Genomic DNA, 11,947 nt, shown 5'->3' on the forward strand with positions numbered 1-11,947 from the left:
GTTTATAATGATTAATATTAAAAAAATTCATGTATAAGAGGGAAAGTGAATGAGTTTAGTCAAATACGAGATTTTGAATAAAGTTGCTGAAGTATCGAGTTTTACAAAAGCAGCTGATGCGCTTGGATTAACCCAATCGGCAGTTAGTCATGCTGTTTCAAGCTTAGAGAAAGAATGTGGATTTGCACTAATCCATCGAAGTCGAACTGGTGTAACATTAACGAGCGAAGGACAAACGATGCTACGTGCGATGCGTCAAGTTCTCGATGCAAATGAATTATTACAGCAAGAAGCGGCCCATATTCTTGGTGTGACCCGTGGTAAATTGCGAATAGGTGTTATTTCTAGTATTTCATCCAATTGGATGCCCGAAATTATTCGTATTATGGACAATCAGTTTCCAGGCATACAAGTAGAATTGCGCGAAGGCGATTATTATGAAATCGAACAGTGGTTACAAAGCGGTGTAGTGGATGCTGGGTTTTTAAATGGTCAAAAATCGGAACAATTCCAATTTATCCAGTTAGTACAAGACCCTCTTTTATGTATCGTTTCCAATCAAAGTTCTCTCTATAACCGAGCAGAAATTGATATTGCTGAATTAGAGGATATGCCTTTTATAATGACGTCATATCGGGGCACCAATGATGTAAAAGTTCTTTTAGAGCAGTATCATGTGAAACCAAACATCCGCTTTGAGCTGTCAGAGGAAGTAGGAATTATTTCAATGATTTCGCATCATTTAGGAATTAGTATTTTACCTCGCTTAGTTATTAATCGATTGCCGTCTTCATTAAAGGCCATCCCGTTAAAACAAGGTGGTTATCGAACAATTGGGCTGGCAATGAAATACCAAGCCTCACCAGTGACAAAAAAATTTGCGGAAATTTTAAGTGCATGGCTGAAAGAACAAAATAAGAAATAGGTTATTTTAACTTTTTACGTTAAAATAGAACATGAAGAAAGCTTAGTATTTCATGATAGTTTGAAAAGAAAAGGTGAGTGTGAGTGGGGACATTACAAGGAAAAACCGTACTCATTACAAGTGGGGGAACACTTGAAAAATGGGATCGTGTGCGCGGGCATACGAATTTATCGAAGGGGACGATGGGCTGCTATTTGGCTGAAGCAGCATTAGAAGCTGGGGCAGATGTTATCTATATGCATGGCTATTTTGCACAACTTCCAGTTAACCAAGATAAAATGCGTACTGTACGCTTTGAGGGGATTGAAGATTTAGGTGACAAGGTTCGCCATGCGGTACAGGAAGGACAAGTAGATATCGTGATCATGGCAGCGGCCGGCTCTGATTGGGTAATTGATAAAGTTTACGATCAATCGGGCAATCTCATGGAAGGTGCGGGTAAAATGCCGTCAGACGAGCCTCCTATTATTCACTTTAAAAAAGCACCGAAAGTGTTAGGACAAATAAAGGGCTGGCAACCGAATGTCACGTTAGTAGGCTTTAAGCTAGAGGCAACAGAGGATGAACAGTTCTTACTATCGCGTGCACGTCTTCGTATGGAAACGGCGAACGCACAATGCATGGTTGCTAATAGCTCGCAATCGCTGTACGGTGGTCAAGAGCCTCATTGGATTGTACCTGCACAAGGTGATCCCATCAAAGTAATTGGCAAACAAGAAACGGCAAAAGTATTGATGAATTACTTACAAAATGTATAACAACAAACTGTGTAGAAGATGATATTCTGCACAGTTTTTTTGTTGTCATACATCATTCCGTTCCAAAATATGAATAAAGTAAAGGTGATTTACCACTTGCCACTACCACTATCGATGAAATAAGGTATTAAAAATATGGAATTGTAAGGGAAAAATGAAACTTTTTTCTTAATTACAAAGTATTCAGCTAGGTTTTATAATATTTATATTGACAATAGGTTTTCTGAATTATAGAATTATTTCCAAGAAACGTAGTACTGAAGCTAGGAGAGTAAAATGCAAATTCAGTACTATCTTTAGAGATAAGAGAACTAGTCATTTTGATGTTTGAATGTCTTTTATACAAAAAGTGAAAAAAGAAGGGGTGTATCGTATGTCTCAACTGTCTAAGATTGATGATAAGAAATTAGAAGTGATTGCGAAGGCCATTCAAAATTTGGAATTTGGTGAAGTGCAAATTACCATTCAAGATGGTGTGATTGTACAAATTAATCGACTTGAAAAGCAAAGATTTCCACAGAAAAAGTAAAGTTTTAATAGAATGCGGAAGACTCAACAAAAGACTACCTTAAAAGCGCCCTTTGAGGCCACATAGGTAGTCTTACACTAAAAATCGATAAACGAAAAAACGCACTAAATGTTTCTTTATTTGACATCTGCTAGTTTACTGTCTGTTAATGCTTCGAACAAAGTGCTAGAATCCTTTTCGTTCAAATGAACATATTGCTGTTCACCTTGTACGACCTCTAGTGTGTTTTTGTTTGGAGCAATCCAAACGGCATAAGTGATAGCTTTTGCATTGGTATTGGAATTAACAAATTGAAATATAAACTCATAGTCTGGCAATCTTGCCATATCGACTTTTCGTTTCTTCCAGTCAGCATGATGTAGTATTTGTTTAACCGCTTTTACCTCTTTGGAATGGGTAATTTCCTTGAAATCCTCATAAGCTCCGTCTTCTGCCATTTTTTGAACTTCAATTTTTTGTTTTTCTAAGCTTGTACAACCTGCAATAATGAAAACGAATAATAAAGGGACAAGTATATTTCTATAATCGGGAATGATAATCGTTACACTCCTTTTACACTCGTAATATTGCGATGAGCAGCGATTTTAAAACGTTAAAAAAGGTATCTCAAAGGGGAAATTTGAAATACCTACTTAAACCAGATTATTCGTAAAAGCTCGTTGGAATTTGTCCAAGATGTCTACGGTGATAGAGCAAAGGTTCCTTCTGTCTATTATCAATTTGTAAAACTTGCCCAATAAAAATCGTATGGTCACCTGCATCAATTTTATTATATGTTTCGCATTGTAGCGTAGCTAACGTATCATGCAAAATAGGTAAACCATGTGCAGAAGTAGACCAATGAACTTGCGCAAATCTGTCAGCGATTTTACTTGAAAATACCGTACATAAATGTGTTTGCTCATGCGCTAAAATATTGACCGCAAATTTTTCTGTAGTACTAAAAAATGGATGTAGTTGTGATTTTTTGTCCAATGACCATAGAATGAGAAGCGGATCTATGGAAACCGATGCAAAGGAATTGACCGTTAAGCCAATAGGTTCATTTAGATTATTGCAAGCTGTAACAACTGTGACACCTGTTGGATAATTCCCTAATGCCTGTTTAAATGCAGTTACTTTGTCCGTCATACACATCACCTCTTGTTATGTTATGGAGAAATCCGTTTGTTTGTTCTTGTAGCATTTTCTTCGTTCTATTATGGATAAGCCTACAAAATAATCTAGCAACTGTAAAGGTCGTTAATTTCAATTAATTTAAAAAACCAATTGAAAGGATTTTTTAATGCTGATGGGGTATCCGGGCTTCTACGTTATTCTATTTTAGTCATTTGTTTCAGTAGCAGGTATAGTGCTAGATAGAGATATTAAAGGGACATATTAAATGAATGAATGTGAGGCAATTATATAATGGGAATCGTAACAATTAACGAATTTATTGTAAAAAGAACTATAAACGATTTGGAAGATGCGGTAAATAATCCTGATAAGTACACGATAAGCATAAATGATAACTGGGATGAATTTGTTTCTTTTATCAATAATAATCGGAGTAAATATATAGAAGACGGCCTTCTTACACTTGATGGGGGGTTATCTATTAAAAAATATAATAAAGAGATTTTAGGTGTTCGATATTGGGATTATCTTCCGGAGCTATGGGCATATATTTTAAATGTTATTGAAGAATACTTAGAAGAAGGAATTGGGAAATGTTATTTTCCCGATCAACCAGTTAGAATTCAATTAAAGCAATTAAAAAATAAAAAAATACAATTTTTATTTGATAACGACGATCATGTGTTAGAATTTGAACAAAAAATGTTATTAGGAATCTTTTTGAATCGTGCTGAAGTCTTTTTTAATGTTCTTGTAAAAGAACTTGATTTGACTGGATACAGCTACCAAATTGAAAAAATTCAAAAATTAAAAACCCGTATATAAATCAATTTAAAAGCATTGGATTATGACAAGAGAGAAAAGTAGTTAAGATTAAAAATAAAGTATTGATATTAATATAATTTATAAAGTAGAACCGATAAAAATCGGTTCTACAGTCTTTTTTCATTTCAAATAAGAATAGACCGTGGAATGCAACGCCGTAGCAAACAGCAATGACCATGTAAAAAGTGTTAGATTGATTGCGCCCAATCTAACACTTTTTTGGTTATTAGTCGCCTTTTTTAGTTTACAACAAGTGGTGTTTCATTGTCCTCATTGTCTTCGTTATGTTTATTATCACCTGGAATAATTCGGTTTTCAGTGTCTTTATCGAAGAAGTGGACTTTGTTCATATCGAGTGCTAGTGGGATAACTTGACCAGGTTTAACATTGGCATGTGAATCCACACGTGCAATAAATTGCTGCCCTTCGACCTGTGAATAGAGCATGATTTCAGCCCCCATTAATTCCGCCACTTCAATCGTTACCTCGATTCTAGACCCTGGCGATGATTCAATAAACGCCTGTTCATCGTGGAAATCTTCTGGACGTATGCCCATTATAATTTCTTTATGGTTGTAGCCTTGCGCTAGTAAGTATTTCATTCTTTCTTGTGGAATGGCAATAGAAGTACTGCCAATGTTGAGTTTGCCATCGGTAAGCGTACCCGTAAAGAAGTTCATGGCAGGGGAGCCGATAAAACCGCCAACAAAAACATTTTTAGGTTGCTCATAAACTTCTTTTGGTGCCCCCACTTGTTGAATAACGCCATCTTTCATTACAACGAGGCGCGTTGCCATCGTCATAGCTTCCGTTTGGTCATGGGTAACATAGATCGTTGTCGTTTGTAGGCGTTGATGAAGTTTAGTAATTTCTGCACGCATTTGAACGCGTAGCTTGGCATCTAAGTTCGATAAAGGCTCATCCATTAAAAATACTTTCGCATCCCGAACAATGGCACGTCCCAATGCCACACGTTGCCGTTGACCGCCCGAAAGTGCTTTCGGTTTACGATTTAAATATTCCTCAAGACCTAGAATGCGTGCGGCTTCGTTGACACGACGGTTAATTTCATCTTTCGGTAATTTGCGCAGTTTTAATCCAAATGCCATATTTTCATATACGCTCATATGTGGGTAAAGGGCGTAGTTTTGGAATACCATGGCGATATCACGATCTTTTGGTGCAACATCATTCATGCGTTTTCCATCAATGATTAAATCTCCCTGAGAAATTTCTTCGAGACCCGCGACCATACGTAATGTGGTAGATTTACCACAACCTGAAGGACCTACGAAAACAATGAATTCCTTATCTTCAATGTCCAAATTAAAATCTTTTACTGCCGTGACGTTTTTATCATAGATTTTATAAATATGTTGTAATTTTAGTTCTGCCATTTGGTTCATCTCCCTTAAAATGTAATGGTTTTTTAGAGTATAAGAGAAAATTATGCAAAATGTATATGTATACATTACACAAAATGTCATTGGGCATATTGAACAACTATTGATAATTTTCTGATTTTAGCAACAACATAGCAAGTGAAACAAATGTAGCATTGGCAAAGGAACGAATATCGATTCCTGTATTTTCTATAAACTTGTCCAATCGATACTGTAGGCTATTGCGATGAATATAAAGTTTTTTTGCAGTCGAAGACGCGTTTAAATTACATTGTAAAAAGACTTGAATTGTATCAAGCATCTCCTCCCCTTGCATACTTTCAACAAACAAATTGGAAAGTATGTTTTTGTTAACGAGTGATGGAGCATGAATGAGTAGTAAAGGCAATGCTTCGTGAAATGTGAGTGATTTTTCACGATCAGCGAATCGATGGATTGCTTTGAAACATTGGTATTCATAGCTAAACTTTTCTTTTACGAATAAATCAGCTTGATGCAGTTGACCGATATAACTATAGATTTTAACAAAAAAATCACTCGTTAATGTATCACTTAGTTGGCTAAATGCCTCTTTATCAAAAACGACTTGAGGCTTTTCCTCTACGATAATGCCATGTGTATCGTCCATCATTAAAATTACCGGTTGCTGAAATCCTCCTGTAATGGCCTCTTTAAAATTATGTAAATCATCAATTGGTTGTTTGAGATAGAAATAGCAAAAACGCAAAGTCTTTACATCTTGTAAAAAGGGTAGCTCTTTTCCATCGTTGTTTAAAAAATCATACCATTTTTGTTGAACGCTAGAGTTATTTTGTCCATTCATCGTATTGTCTATGGGATGAAATAAAGTCAGTAAAAGATTACGTTCGGCATCTGAAAGGGCTGTTTTGACAATGCCGAATTTACAATTATCCTCTGTTATAAACCAATATTTACTGTTGTCTTGTGCATTATATGTAGTTGTAAAGGCAGTCTGAAAATAATTTTCTAATTTCTTAAGCATTGGTTTCTCCTTTTTAGACTGATTGTAAACAATCGTATCTTCATCTGTAAAACAATTTAAATACTTCTAGACATCAAGTGGGCTAGTCTGAAGCCTTTTATATCGGTCCTTTTAAATAGATTTCGGTCATGTCTATAAGGAGTAGTTTTTTATTATTGTTTACGAAGGTGGAATTTTTCTCCGTAAATTAAAAAAATAAAGAAAATTATTTACAACTTTTTTGACTTGTTATAATATTACTTGTAAGCGTTAACAGTAATGTTTGACGTTTAAAAAACGCAAGAGGTTAATGCCATGCTTTATCATTTCGAAAATAGGGCATTAAACCATGCTATTTTCGTGGTGTTTTGTCAACGGACAATGATATAAAAACTTTTTAGGTGGTGTTCAAAGGTGAATTTAGAAAAATATAAAGGAATCATTCCTGCTTTTTATGCTTGTTATGATGAGCTAGGAGAAATATCTGAAAGTAGAACGAAAGAATTGTGTAACTATTTATACAAAAAAGGTGTTAAAGGGCTTTACGTTGGTGGAAGTTCAGGAGAATGTATTTATCACAGCTTAGAAGAAAGAAAAGCGACCCTAAAATATGTGGCACACCAACTAAAAGGGAAGCTTACATTAATCGCACATGTGGGGGCACCATCAACAAGGGATAGTGTAATTTTAGCAAAATATGCAGAAGAATTAGGCTATGATGCTGTCTCGGCCATTCCACCTATTTACTTTAAATTTTCAGAAAGTTCGGTTTATAAGTATTGGACGGAAATTATGGATGCAACGAAAATGCCATTTATTATTTACAATATCCCACAAACGACAGGTTTTGACCTTTCAATCAATCTCTTTAAGAGACTAATAGAAAATCAAAAAGTGATAGGGGTAAAAAATTCTTCTATGCCTGTTATGGATATTGAAAGATTTAAGGCCACTGCTGGTGAGGATTTTATCGTCTTTAATGGACCTGATGAGCAATACGTTTCAGGCAGAATAATCGGTGCCGATGGAGGAATTGGTGGAACATATGGCGTGATGCCTGAGCTATTTTTAATGGCAGAAAAATTTGTGTCAGCAGGGGATTTCGAAAATGCTAGAAAAATTCAACATGATATTAATGATATTATCGTTGCTTTATGTTCGTTAAATGGTTCTCTATATTCCACGATTAAAGAAATGTTAAAACTAAACGGGGTTTATATAGGCAGTGTCAGAGCTCCATTAGAGTCAGTATCAGGTGACGATTTAAATAAAATCGCTGGTATTAAAGCGTTAATCGACAACGCCATCCAAAAGTATAAAGGGTAGTCCACTTGAAAAGGACAGCCGTTAGTAATAAAGGTTGTCGATAATTACAAGCGTAATTTCACATAGGGGAGGACACAAGCTAATAAAAAGCTTGTCTTTCATATAGGCAATTTTATTTTAATGACATTCATAAGGGGGAGTCGTTTATGTTTCAAAGGCGTTATTTCGCAACTGCAATAGCAATCTTGTTTGTACTTTCAGTGCTAGCAGGATGTACAAGTAATTCTACTGATAGTTCAAAATCTAGCTCTAGTTCATCTGATGTGGTCGAGCTAAAAGTATGGTTAACTCCGCAATGGAAAGGGGTTTTAGATGCTTCTGAAAATGGAGCAGATTATGATAGCTTCTTCAAACATGCAGGGGAGCGTTTCGCTGCTGAGTATAAGGAGCATAACGTTAAGGTGAATGTAGAGGTAATTGCAGGGGAGCAACGAGATGAGCTATTAAATGTCAATCTGAATGGTGGAACACCTCCAGATGTGTTCTTTGAAAGTGTATTTGCCATGGGAGACTACGCGCATAGAGGAGCATTAGTACCATTAAATGATATTGTGGATGAGGAATCAAAAAAAGATATTGCTCAAGGTTATTGGGACAGTGTGACATTTGGTGAAGATGTGTACTTCTTCCCGTTCTCGCATAACCCAGGTACTTTAGCTTACAATGCGGACATGTTTAAAGCTGCAGGACTTGACGAGTACATTGGTGGAGAGTATGAAATTAAAACTTGGACACTAGCTGACTATGAAAACATATTAAACAAGTTAAAGTCCGATATACCGAAAGATCAATATTCCAATGCGTACCCTATGGGATTATATGCGTTAAATAATCAAGGTGATACTTGGAATCTTGCTTATTTAAGAATGTTTGGCAATCCATTTTTTGATAACAACGGCAATTTAATCATTGATGATGCTAACGGTGTGAAAGCAGCCAATTGGTTAAAGAAAATTTACGATGATGGCTTAACAAATCCAGGGGTAGAATCTGTTTCTTCAAATGACGTGAATGCGATGTTCCAAAATCAACAGCTTGCAATTAGTTTTACTAACGCAATATTATTCAATAACGCAAAGGCTGATATGGAAAGTGGAAAAGCGCCTAAGTTTGATATAAGACTAGCAAACATTCCTTCTGAAAGTGGCGATCCATTATCGTTCACGTATGTAACGGGTGCAACTGTATTTGACACAAAAGATGAAACGAGAATAAAAGTTAGTAAAGATTTTGTGAAATTTATTTCCACAGATGCTGAACTTGTCAAGGCTTCTAAAAATGGTGTACCTGTTAGAACATCAGTTGCCAACGAGTTCAAATCTGAAAAGCCTTATTTCGAGGCGTATTCTGCTAACGACCCTTACATGTTTAACTTCACAGGTAACGTACCGGGCTACAGCCAATTAAGACAAGTTTTATATCCAGAACTACAAGCACTATACACGGGTGGAAAAACGGCGGAGCAGGCTGTGAAAGATTATGAAACAAAAGGCAATGAGGTAATTGAAGAATCAAAAGCAGATTCTGTAATTTATAAAAAATAGCATGGCGTGTATATAACTTTACAACAATTTAAGCCCCTAGATGCTGGGGCTTAAATTGTAGAAAGGTAAATGATAGCGATGAAAATCAATAAAAAATCGTTTAAAGAAAATATGACAGGTTACTTGTTTATCGCACCTCAAATTTTACTTTTTCTTATATTTTTAGTTTACCCTATTATAGAAGGAATCCGTTTAAGTTTATTTAAAATAAATTATCAAGATGAAGTGTTTGTTGGTTTTGCTAACTATAAAAAATTATTTAGTGATCCTGTATTCGTTCAGTCTACAATCAACACCGTTATTTTTGTAGTATGTATTGTCGCGCTGACGGTGTTTTTTGCCCTGTTTGTTGCCTCTACTGTATTTGATAAAAATGCGAAATATGTGTCTTTTATACAAGGTGCATATTATATTCCGGTAATGGTCTCGGCGGTTGTTATGAGTATGATATGGAGCTTTTTGCTAAACCCTGCAAATGGACTTATTCCTTTTATAGCAAGAAAAATGGAACTAGCCTCCGTCAACTTTTTAGGGGATACGAATTGGGTATTACCAGTCATTATTTTCGTTACATTTGCGACAAATGTGGGGCAGGCCATTATCCTTTATATTGCCTCTATGATTGGGGTGCAAAAGGAACTTTTTGAAGCGGCTGAAGTCGATGGTGCAAGTCGCATGAAAATCATATTCAAAATCATTATTCCAATGGTTAAACCGACGACGATTTACATTATTATTATGAATATTATCGCAGTACTTAAAATATTTGTCGTTATTCAGTTATTAACAGGTGGAGGGCCAAACAACGCCTCTACGACACTCATGTATTACTTATACAATAATGCATTTAAGTATAATCAGCTTGGTATTGCTTCTGCAGTAGGTGTAATTATGTTCCTCATTACATTAGTGTTATCTACGCCACAGCTAAGAACAATGCTCAAGAAGAATTAGAGGTGAACGAGTATGCGAAGAAATAACAACAAGAGGAAAAGAGAAAAAATAGAAATCATAACAAATTGCATTGTACTATTTTTTGCCGGTTTAAGTCTTTTCCCGCTCTATTGGCTTGTGACAAGTTCCTTTAAGAACAGTGCGGATGTAGTAAAAATGCCACCAGATTGGTTTCCAAAAAGCTTAAACTTTAGTAACTATGTAGATGTATTTAACAATCAGCCAGCTTTTATATGGACTTATAATAGTTTGTTTGTAGCTTTAATGTCCACATTTGCTTTAATTGTTGTTAGTTCACTTGCGGCCTATGCCTTTTCCCAATTGAAATTTAAAGGGAAAAACATCATTTTCATTATTTTTATTTCAAGTTTAATGATACCTAAAGAGGTTATGATTGTTCCGCTATTTAGAATTATTCAAGATATGAATATGGTCAATACATTAAGTGGTATGATTTGGCCTAATGTCGCAACAGCCTTCGGGGTATTTTTACTAAAAGGATTTTTTGATACTATCCCAGATTCATTAAGAGAAGCGGCCAAAATCGATGGCGCAAGCGAATTCCGTATATTTTTTAAGATTATGTTGCCATTAGTTAAACCGGGTATAGGTGCTTTATTTATTCTTAACTTTGTGCAAGTTTGGAACGACTATTTATGGCAGCTTGTTGTTGGGCAAGACGTTCATTCCAAAACATTAATGGTAGGAATCGCAACCTTAATGCAAGATTTAAATCCAAACTTTGCTTATAAGATGGCTGGTGCTACTGTAGCAGCGATTCCGATGTTACTGATATTTATTTTCTTCCAGAAGTACTTTACAAAAGGAATAACGATTGGAGCAGATAAGTAAATGTTTATCCATGGAGATGTATGCAAATGAATAAAAAACAAAAAGTATTTGACGGTATTAAAAGACAACTGATTGTTTCATGTCAGGCACTTCCAGAAGAACCTCTTCACAGCCCTTTTATTATGGGGAAAATGGCTTATGCCGCGATGCTTGGGGGAGCTAAGGGCATTCGGGCAAATAGTATTGAAGATATTAGAGAAATTAAGCGTATGGTTGAACTGCCGATTATTGGTATTATAAAAAAGACGTGTGAAGGGTCCGACGTAGTGATAACACCTACTGCTCATGAGATTGAATTGCTTTATCAGGAGGGGGTAGATATCATTGCGCTAGATGCCACGAAAAGGATACGACCTGATGGCACCACTATCAGCGAATGTTTCCCTAAAATTAGGGAAACATTTAAAGACCAAATTTTTATGGCTGATTGCTCCACGTATGAAGAAGCAAAAGTGGCCTATGAACTTGGGTTTGATTGCTTAGGTACAACATTAAGTGGTTATACGGAATATACAAATGATAAAAAATTGCCTGATACAGAGTTAATTAAAAGATTAGTCCAAAGTTTTCCGATTCCTGTTATTGCGGAAGGTGGTATTTGGACTCCAGACGAATTGAAACGCGTTTTTGATTTAGGTGTTCATACAGCAGTGATCGGTACAGCAATCACTAGACCGATGGAAATTACGAAAAGATTCGTTCAGGCTATACAATAGTGAAGATTGCTAGA

General features: G+C 35.8%; 13 protein-coding genes. 9 read left to right on the forward strand and 4 right to left on the reverse strand.

Annotation, left to right across the window (positions count from 1 at the left end; genetic code table 11):
* Positions 1-49 precede the first annotated feature (49 nt).
* The 3 genes from T479_RS08355 (at position 50) to T479_RS23140 (ending at position 2,212) form a co-directional block, all read left to right on the forward strand.
* Positions 50-925 carry a LysR family transcriptional regulator gene (locus tag T479_RS08355; RefSeq protein WP_025219213.1) on the forward strand — a complete coding sequence of 292 codons (876 nt, stop codon included), beginning with the start codon at positions 50-52 and terminating at the stop codon, positions 923-925.
* 83 nt (positions 926-1,008) lie between these two features.
* Entirely contained in the window at positions 1,009-1,683 is a 675-nt protein-coding gene (locus T479_RS08360) for a phosphopantothenoylcysteine decarboxylase domain-containing protein (RefSeq protein WP_024363458.1), read from the forward strand.
* A 373-nt stretch (positions 1,684-2,056) separates the two neighbouring features.
* Positions 2,057-2,212 carry a YezD family protein gene (locus T479_RS23140; RefSeq protein ID WP_080653350.1) on the forward strand — a complete coding sequence of 52 codons (156 nt, stop codon included), beginning with the start codon at positions 2,057-2,059 and terminating at the stop codon, positions 2,210-2,212.
* Between the two features lie 116 nt (positions 2,213-2,328).
* Here T479_RS23140 and T479_RS08365 read toward each other — a convergent pair whose 3' ends face one another.
* Together T479_RS08365 and T479_RS08370 are read right to left on the reverse strand one after the other, a co-directional pair.
* A complete protein-coding gene (locus tag T479_RS08365) occupies positions 2,329-2,649 on the reverse strand; it encodes a YhfM domain-containing protein (RefSeq protein WP_052599467.1) in 321 nt (106 codons plus the stop codon).
* 205 nt (positions 2,650-2,854) lie between these two features.
* Complete coding sequence (locus T479_RS08370; RefSeq protein ID WP_025219215.1) at positions 2,855-3,343, reverse strand: flavin reductase family protein; 489 nt, start codon at positions 3,341-3,343, stop codon at positions 2,855-2,857.
* Between the two features lie 279 nt (positions 3,344-3,622).
* Here T479_RS08370 and T479_RS08375 point away from each other — a divergent pair, with 279 nt between their 5' ends.
* A complete protein-coding gene (locus T479_RS08375) occupies positions 3,623-4,156 on the forward strand; it encodes a hypothetical protein (RefSeq protein ID WP_025219216.1) in 534 nt (177 codons plus the stop codon).
* A gap of 239 nt (positions 4,157-4,395) precedes the next feature.
* Here T479_RS08375 and T479_RS08380 read toward each other — a convergent pair whose 3' ends face one another.
* On the reverse strand, positions 4,396-5,553 hold the full coding sequence (locus T479_RS08380; RefSeq protein ID WP_025219217.1) for an oligosaccharide ABC transporter ATP-binding protein MsmX: 1,158 nt from the start codon (positions 5,551-5,553) through the stop codon (positions 4,396-4,398).
* Positions 5,554-5,659: 106 nt separating this feature from the next.
* Complete coding sequence (locus tag T479_RS08385) at positions 5,660-6,562, reverse strand: PucR family transcriptional regulator (protein ID WP_025219218.1); 903 nt, start codon at positions 6,560-6,562, stop codon at positions 5,660-5,662.
* A gap of 393 nt (positions 6,563-6,955) precedes the next feature.
* Here T479_RS08385 and T479_RS08390 point away from each other — a divergent pair, with 393 nt between their 5' ends.
* The 5 genes from T479_RS08390 to T479_RS08410 all read left to right on the forward strand — a co-directional run bounded on the left by T479_RS08390 (position 6,956) and on the right by T479_RS08410 (position 11,933).
* The gene (locus tag T479_RS08390; protein WP_025219219.1) at positions 6,956-7,867 is read left to right on the forward strand and encodes a dihydrodipicolinate synthase family protein; all 912 of its coding nucleotides are present in this window, start codon (positions 6,956-6,958) and stop codon (positions 7,865-7,867) included.
* A gap of 146 nt (positions 7,868-8,013) precedes the next feature.
* Positions 8,014-9,411 carry an ABC transporter substrate-binding protein gene (locus T479_RS08395; protein WP_025219220.1) on the forward strand — a complete coding sequence of 466 codons (1,398 nt, stop codon included), beginning with the start codon at positions 8,014-8,016 and terminating at the stop codon, positions 9,409-9,411.
* 78 nt (positions 9,412-9,489) lie between these two features.
* Positions 9,490-10,365 (forward strand): carbohydrate ABC transporter permease, encoded by an 876-nt coding sequence (locus T479_RS08400; RefSeq protein WP_024363465.1) that lies wholly within the window; start codon positions 9,490-9,492, stop codon positions 10,363-10,365.
* A 12-nt stretch (positions 10,366-10,377) separates the two neighbouring features.
* Positions 10,378-11,217, forward strand: coding sequence for a carbohydrate ABC transporter permease (locus tag T479_RS08405; protein WP_024363466.1), 840 nt, complete (start codon positions 10,378-10,380; stop codon positions 11,215-11,217).
* 26 nt (positions 11,218-11,243) lie between these two features.
* A complete protein-coding gene (locus T479_RS08410; protein WP_024363467.1) occupies positions 11,244-11,933 on the forward strand; it encodes an N-acetylmannosamine-6-phosphate 2-epimerase in 690 nt (229 codons plus the stop codon).
* Positions 11,934-11,947 lie beyond the last annotated feature (14 nt).

Source organism: Lysinibacillus sphaericus (genome assembly GCF_000600105.1).
Lineage (GTDB): Bacteria > Bacillota > Bacilli > Bacillales_A > Planococcaceae > Lysinibacillus > Lysinibacillus sphaericus.

What these genes read in the sequence shown, in the direction of transcription:
- T479_RS08355 (WP_025219213.1), top strand. Translation starts at nt 50, where the DNA reads ATGAGTTTAGTCAAATACGAGATTTTGAATAAAGTTGCTGAAGTATCG.
- T479_RS23140 (WP_080653350.1), top strand. Translation starts at nt 2,057, where the DNA reads ATGTCTCAACTGTCTAAGATTGATGATAAGAAATTAGAAGTGATTGCG.
- T479_RS08365 (WP_052599467.1), bottom strand. Translation starts at nt 2,649, where the DNA reads ATGGCAGAAGACGGAGCTTATGAGGATTTCAAGGAAATTACCCATTCC.
- T479_RS08370 (WP_025219215.1), bottom strand. Translation starts at nt 3,343, where the DNA reads ATGACGGACAAAGTAACTGCATTTAAACAGGCATTAGGGAATTATCCA.
- T479_RS08375 (WP_025219216.1), top strand. Translation starts at nt 3,623, where the DNA reads ATGGGAATCGTAACAATTAACGAATTTATTGTAAAAAGAACTATAAAC.
- T479_RS08380 (WP_025219217.1), bottom strand. Translation starts at nt 5,553, where the DNA reads ATGGCAGAACTAAAATTACAACATATTTATAAAATCTATGATAAAAAC.
- T479_RS08385 (WP_025219218.1), bottom strand. Translation starts at nt 6,562, where the DNA reads ATGCTTAAGAAATTAGAAAATTATTTTCAGACTGCCTTTACAACTACA.
- T479_RS08395 (WP_025219220.1), top strand. Translation starts at nt 8,014, where the DNA reads ATGTTTCAAAGGCGTTATTTCGCAACTGCAATAGCAATCTTGTTTGTA.
- T479_RS08400 (WP_024363465.1), top strand. Translation starts at nt 9,490, where the DNA reads ATGAAAATCAATAAAAAATCGTTTAAAGAAAATATGACAGGTTACTTG.
- T479_RS08405 (WP_024363466.1), top strand. Translation starts at nt 10,378, where the DNA reads ATGCGAAGAAATAACAACAAGAGGAAAAGAGAAAAAATAGAAATCATA.
- T479_RS08410 (WP_024363467.1), top strand. Translation starts at nt 11,244, where the DNA reads ATGAATAAAAAACAAAAAGTATTTGACGGTATTAAAAGACAACTGATT.